This is a genomic window from bacterium (assembly GCA_019695305.1).
In the GTDB taxonomy this organism is placed as follows: domain Bacteria; phylum UBA10199; class UBA10199; order UBA10199; family JAIBAG01; genus JAIBAG01.
The window spans coordinates 1-6,029 of record JAIBAG010000054.1; the positions used below are offsets into that span (position 1 = coordinate 1).

The 6,029-nt window shown below is 42.9% G+C and carries 6 protein-coding genes; all 6 read right to left on the reverse strand.

What is annotated here, in order from left to right:
• Window positions 1-121 precede the first annotated feature (121 nt).
• The gene (locus tag K1X76_12895; GenBank protein ID MBX7149959.1) at window positions 122-1,792 is read right to left on the reverse strand and encodes a 30S ribosomal protein S1; all 1,671 of its coding nucleotides are present in this window, start codon (window positions 1,790-1,792) and stop codon (window positions 122-124) included.
• Between the two features lie 278 nt (window positions 1,793-2,070).
• Window positions 2,071-3,381 carry a 3-phosphoshikimate 1-carboxyvinyltransferase gene (aroA, locus tag K1X76_12900; protein MBX7149960.1) on the reverse strand — a complete coding sequence of 437 codons (1,311 nt, stop codon included), beginning with the start codon at window positions 3,379-3,381 and terminating at the stop codon, window positions 2,071-2,073.
• Window positions 3,378-4,229 (reverse strand): prephenate dehydrogenase, encoded by an 852-nt coding sequence (locus tag K1X76_12905; GenBank protein ID MBX7149961.1) that lies wholly within the window; start codon window positions 4,227-4,229, stop codon window positions 3,378-3,380. Before K1X76_12905 ends, aroA begins: the two co-directional genes overlap by 4 nt.
• Complete coding sequence (gene pheA, locus K1X76_12910; protein ID MBX7149962.1) at window positions 4,229-5,308, reverse strand: prephenate dehydratase; 1,080 nt, start codon at window positions 5,306-5,308, stop codon at window positions 4,229-4,231. The genes K1X76_12905 and pheA overlap by 1 nt, the downstream gene beginning before the upstream one ends.
• A gap of 1 nt (window position 5,309) precedes the next feature.
• Window positions 5,310-5,498, reverse strand: coding sequence for a hypothetical protein (locus K1X76_12915; GenBank protein ID MBX7149963.1), 189 nt, complete (start codon window positions 5,496-5,498; stop codon window positions 5,310-5,312).
• Window positions 5,470-5,985 carry a nucleotidyltransferase family protein gene (locus K1X76_12920; GenBank protein MBX7149964.1) on the reverse strand — a complete coding sequence of 172 codons (516 nt, stop codon included), beginning with the start codon at window positions 5,983-5,985 and terminating at the stop codon, window positions 5,470-5,472. Before K1X76_12920 ends, K1X76_12915 begins: the two co-directional genes overlap by 29 nt.
• Window positions 5,986-6,029 lie beyond the last annotated feature (44 nt).

Consider the following 6,029-nt stretch of genomic DNA (forward strand, 5'->3'; position numbering starts at 1 on the left):
ATAAAATTGAAATAAAACCGGCAAGCACACAAAAAACCGCACCTAAAATAAGGAAGGAATAAAGTATGGGATGCCGGGACATGAATTTAAACGGGGGGCCTTATGGGCCCCCCGCTTTTTTTTAAGAGTTTGTTTTAAGAGTATCAAACAGCTTAACGGTTGCATCACCCTGTTGGGCATGGAAATCGCGCATATTGGCTTTTTCCTGGTCTTTTTCGTAAGCTTTTACGCTTAATAAAACCTTGTTGTTGCGATCGTCAAACTTTTTAACTTTAGCCGAAATCGTATCACCCACTTTAAACTTATCTTTGGGGTCTACTCTTTCGTGCGCCGATAAATCGGACAAACCAATGTGACCTTGCATACCGTCTTCAAGTTCTACGGTAACGCCTTTAGCGTCTACATCGGTTACTTTACCGGTAACATCGCGTCCCACACCAAACTTGCGAGTAGTAGCTTCACGAGGATCATCGGAAAGTTGTTTTAAACCTAAAGCAAAACGTTCGTTGTCTTTATCAACCGACAGAACAATAGCTTCAAGCTCTTGGCCTTTTTGGAATTTATCAGAAGGATGCTTTAAATCGCGATCCCAGGTTAAATCCGAAATGTGGATTAAACCGTCGATATCTTCGCCTTCAATGCCTAAGAACACACCGAAATCGGTAATGTTACGGATGGTACCTTTCACTTTGGTACCAGGCGTATAACGTTCGGCCAAGCCGTTCCAGGGATTAGCTTCCAGCTGTTTAACGCCCAGCGAGATGCGGCGGTTGCCACCGTCTACGTCTAAAATAACAGCTTCCACCGTATCGCCCACTTTTACAAGTTTGGACGGGTGTTTTACTTTTTTGCTCCAGGTTAATTCGGAAACGTGCACCAAACCTTCGATGCCGGCGGCTAATTCTACGAATACACCGTAATCGGTTACGTTCACGATTTTGCCGTTCACGCGTTCACCAGGAGTAAATTGCTTATCAACATCTTTCCACGGATCGGGTTGAAGTTGCTTTAAGCCAAGCGATACTTTTTCGTTGTCAGAATCGTATTTAAGGATAGCCACTTCAATTTCGTCACCCATCTTTAATACTTCCGAAGGATGATTCACACGGCCCCACGAGATATCGGTAATGTGGAGTAAGCCATCGATACCACCAAGGTCGATGAAAGCGCCGTAATCGGTAATGTTTTTAACAATACCTTTTACAATTTGGCCTTCACGCAAATTACCCAACAGATCTTTCTTCTGGCTTTCGCGTTCTACTTCCAAAATGGCGCGACGCGAGAGAACAATATTCCCTTTTGCCTTGTTGAGTTTTAAAATTTTAAACGTGTATTTTTGGTTGATAAGCTTGTCTAAGCTTTTAACCGGTTTAAGATCGATTTGAGAAGCAGGCAAGAAAGCCTTAATACCACCCAAATTAACCGACATACCGCCTTTAATTTTGTTAACCACAACGCCATCGATATTGCCGTTTTTCTCAAACACTTCGGCTACTCTGTCCCACGAACGAAGTGCATCGGCACGTTCTTTGGAGAGAACAATCACGCCATTGGCGTCTTCGATCTGTTCTACTACCACTTCAATTTCATCGCCGGGGGTAACCACGATTTGTCCTTCAAAGTTTCTAAATTCTTCTTTGTTAACAAAGCCTTCCGATTTGAAACCGACATTGATCATGACATTGTCGCGGTTTAAACCCACAACAACACCTTTTAAAATGCCGCCTTCTTTTACATCCATATGTTTTGCGCTTTCTTCAAAAAGCGTTTTAAAGTCTTCTGCTGTATTCATATTATTTTATTTCTTTCTTAGAGTACTTCGACATCCTTCTGAGAACCAAGAGTGCTCAAATCAAATGCAGGAAATACCTGTTCCGAGTGGCTCCCTGCCTTGGCTGGCCATGAGTAGCATCGGGAGGGTGGGTGTAGCTGATTTTCCCCTTATTTGTCAAATAGTTTTATGAAAGAGTAACCCACCCTGACCATCCCTTAATCTAAGGGAGGGAACGCTCTTCGCCCCTCCCCCTTAGACTAAGGGGGAGGACGGGAGGGGGTTACCCCACCCAAGGATTACAGTTTTTCGAAGAGCTTAAAAAACGAGGGAAACGAGGTTTTGATACAATCGGTATCATCAATAATTACAGGAGCATCCGAACACAAGCCCGCAATGGCAAAACTCATGGCCACACGATGATCGCCGTGACTTTTAAAACTACCCCCTTTGAAAGGTGATGGACCTTGAATAACCATCCCGTCCGGTTTTTCACCCACATTTACCCCTAAAACGGCCAAGTGGCCGCACATCACTTTAATACGATCGCTTTCTTTTACGCGCAGTTCTTTGGCATCGGCAATAGTTGTCTCGCCTTGGGCCTTGGAAGCCACAATGGACAAGATAGGAATCTCATCAATGAGCCAGGGAATAATTTGCCCAGATACGCTTGTTCCTTTTAAAGATGAATAACGGGCGATGATATCCCCTACTTTCTCACCAGACACATCCTGTTCGTTTTGGATCTCAATCTTGCCATCCATTTTTTTAAAAACATCCAAAAGAGCGGCACGAGTAGGATTTAAGTTTACTTGTTTAAGAGTAACGTGGGCTCCGGGAACAATGAGACCTGCCGCAATAAAAAAAGCAGCCGATGAAAAATCGTTAGCCACACTAAAATTTCCAAGAGGTTTTAACTTTAAACCAGATGTGGCCGGTAAACTTACGGTAGTATTTTTAATACTTAACGGAGCTCCCATACCTAACAGCATGCGTTCGGTATGATCGCGCGAGAGTGAAGGTTCGGTCACATCCACGGCACATCCACTACCCAAAGCCGCAAGCACAATGGCCGATTTTACTTGAGCTGAAGCCACCGGCAAGGTAAACGATCCACCGCTTAAATTCTTTTTGCCGTGAACGGTAATAAGACGTTTACCATCTACTTCTTTCACTTCAAAGCTGGCTCCCATTTTACGGAGCGGTTCAAACACGCGTTCCATGGGGCGTTTATTGAGCGAAGCATCGCCGGTAAGAGTGGACGAAAAATCCTGCGCAGAAAGCAAACCCAACATAAGGCGCATGGTGGTGCCAGAGTTTCCACAATCTAAAATATCCGAAGTAGCTTTGAGAGAATGAATACCTTTGCCTTGAATGGTTAAAATATCACCCGGTTTAATCGTTTCGGCCGTATGCGACATTTTAACACCCATCTTCTGCAAGATGGTCATGGTGGAGAGAACATCTTCACCCAAAAGAAGATTAGAAACACGCGATTCCCCTTCGGCCAAGGCTCCAAAAATAAGGCTACGATGCGAAATGGATTTATCGCCAGGAACAGTGATAGTGGCTTTAATATTCGATTTAGAGGTAACAGTTAAAGAGCTCATACAATCTGCCGACGCGCACGGGATGATTTTTCGAAATAGGCCGTAAGCTGCCGGGTGTTGCCCTTCTTTACCCAGCCGGCTATTTTTTCCAAGTCCTTTTTACATTGAGTAAAAAGTGGCAGCATATTGGCTTGATTAGCCAAAAGAATATCCGTCCACATGCTGGCGGGTGAAGCGGCAATGCGCGTGGTATCGCGCAGCCCTTTTCCGGCATAATGAGCCAATTTTTTGGGAGGCATTGTTGCGTTTAAAACCGACATCAAGGCATAAGCCACTACCTGAGGTAAATGACTGGTAGCAGCCAGCAAGGCATCATGTTCTGTGGGAGAAAGAGTTTCTACAGAGCATCCGATTTTTTTCCAGAATAACCCGGCCAAACGCAAAGCTGGTTTAAAAGTCTTCTTATCAGGCGTTAAAAAACATTTTCTTCCTTTAAATAAATCGGGAAGAGCAGCATCAGCCCCACTCTTTTCGGTGCCTGCCATGGGGTGTGCACCTACAAAAAAGATATGTTTGGGCAAAACCTTGGAGGCAGCAGCCACAATTTTTTCTTTGGTAGAACCCACATCCATTACTAAAGATCCGGGCTTAGCTTTTTTGGCAATAATTTTAAGATGATTTTCGATGGTTAAAACAGGTGCTGCCAAAATAATACAATCGGCGTCGGCAACAGCTTTAGCCACATCGGCAACATAAGAATGAATCAGCTTTTTACGAACGGCCGTTTTTAAATTAGGCACACTCCGCCCACAACCCACCACAGTTTTGGCCATTTTTTTACGACGTAATTCGAGACCCAAGGATCCGCCAAGTAAACCCACGCCAATGATAGCAACTTTGTTAAACATTAATAAACCTGCCCCACAGGGTAAGAACCCAACACTTTAAAAAACGAACAGCGTTTCTTAATAGCCGCCAGCGCCTTTTTAATTTTAGGTTCATCCGCATGGCCGTCTAAATCGACCGAGAACAAATATTCCCAGGCTTTACGCTTTAGAGGACGCGATTCAATTTTGGTAAGATTAATTTTACCCGAAGCCAGCGGCGATAAAATTTTATACAGCCCCCCTACTTCGTCCTGAATGGTAAACACGATGGAGGTTTTATCACTTTTGGTAGCCGTATTGCTCACATCCTCACCCACCACTAAAAAGCGCGTGTAGTTTTGTACCAGATCCTGAATATTTTTACGGATGATGGAAAGCTTATAATGATTAGCCGCAATTTCGCTGGCAATAGCCGCACTGTTTTTTTCGTTTAACGCATGACGAGCGGCAGCAGCGGTACTTTCGGTTTCTTTCAGTTTTGCTTGAGGAACATTTTTAAGAAGCCAGCTGCGACATTGTGCCAAGGCCTGTGGATGCGAATAAACCGTCTTAATCTGTTTTAAATCGAGCGCCTGAGCACTCATTAAATGATGCGAAATACGCAAAATAATTTCGGCTTGGATATGAAGCGGCGATTCCACCAAAAGATCGAGCGATTGACTCACCAAACCCTCGGTAGAATTCTCAATGGGCACAACCCCGTAATGGGTATGCCCACGTTCAACAGCTTGAAAAACCGATTTAATAGAACCTTCGGGCAAGAGTTCTGTAGACGATCCAAAATATTTTTCGGCCGCCATTTGGGTAAACGTACCCAAAGGACCTAAATAAGAAACCTTGAGGGGTTCTTCGAGTGAGCGTGTAGCTGAAATAATTTCACGAAAAATAGAAATGAGGGACTGATTTTTATACGGCCCACGGTTAAGATTTGCCAAGCGTTCGTAAATAAGTTTTTCACGCGAGGGCACATGAATAGGTCCACCGGTTTTTTTCTTAATCTTCCCGATTTCTTCAGCCACTTTCCCACGATTTGATAATAAATTTAAAATTTCTGCATCAATGGAGTCTATTTTTTTACGATATCCTGCTAGTTTTTGCATATTAATAGCCTTTATCCCTTAATTGAGCCCATATTTTAATATTGGCTTTGGGTGTAACCTTATAAAAAAATTTTCTCAGTTTCTCCAGATGAGCCAGTTTTTCTTTTACACTTAATTTCATAAAGTAAATTAAGTCATCCATATCAATATCATTAGAATCACTATTTTTTCCTTTTTTTACTTTTGGCATCTTTAACCTCCTGTATTTTTTCAAGATACTTGATATCCAAAAGATCCCTATCTCTTCCCGCATGCTTTTTAAGCTTGATCATATGGGAAATACTGGCCACAGGGATAGAAATTCCATCCATTTTCATAATCACGGCATTTTTTTTGAGTTCGTTAAAACTGATAATTTGTTCCAGCAACACATCTACATGATCCAAGGGACTATTGGGTTTCACAACCGAAAAAACCTTCATGTTTTTTTCAAGCATCCATTGTTTTCTGTTGGCTTCAACAGCAAAGTCCTCAATAGCCACAGGAATGCGCGGAACATACCCTATCCGTTTTACGATTTTAATGAATCTCAAGACATCTTCATCGTTTAATGAAACAAAAATATCCAAATCGGCCGTCATCCGGGCATAACCGTGAAGATTAACGGCAATCCCCCCAACAACAACGTAATCTAAACCATCTTTCGCAAAAGCTTTAAATATTTCTCTGAATAACATGCCGAGAAGCAATATAGCGGAAAGTTTTGGGGGTTTCTATTGTT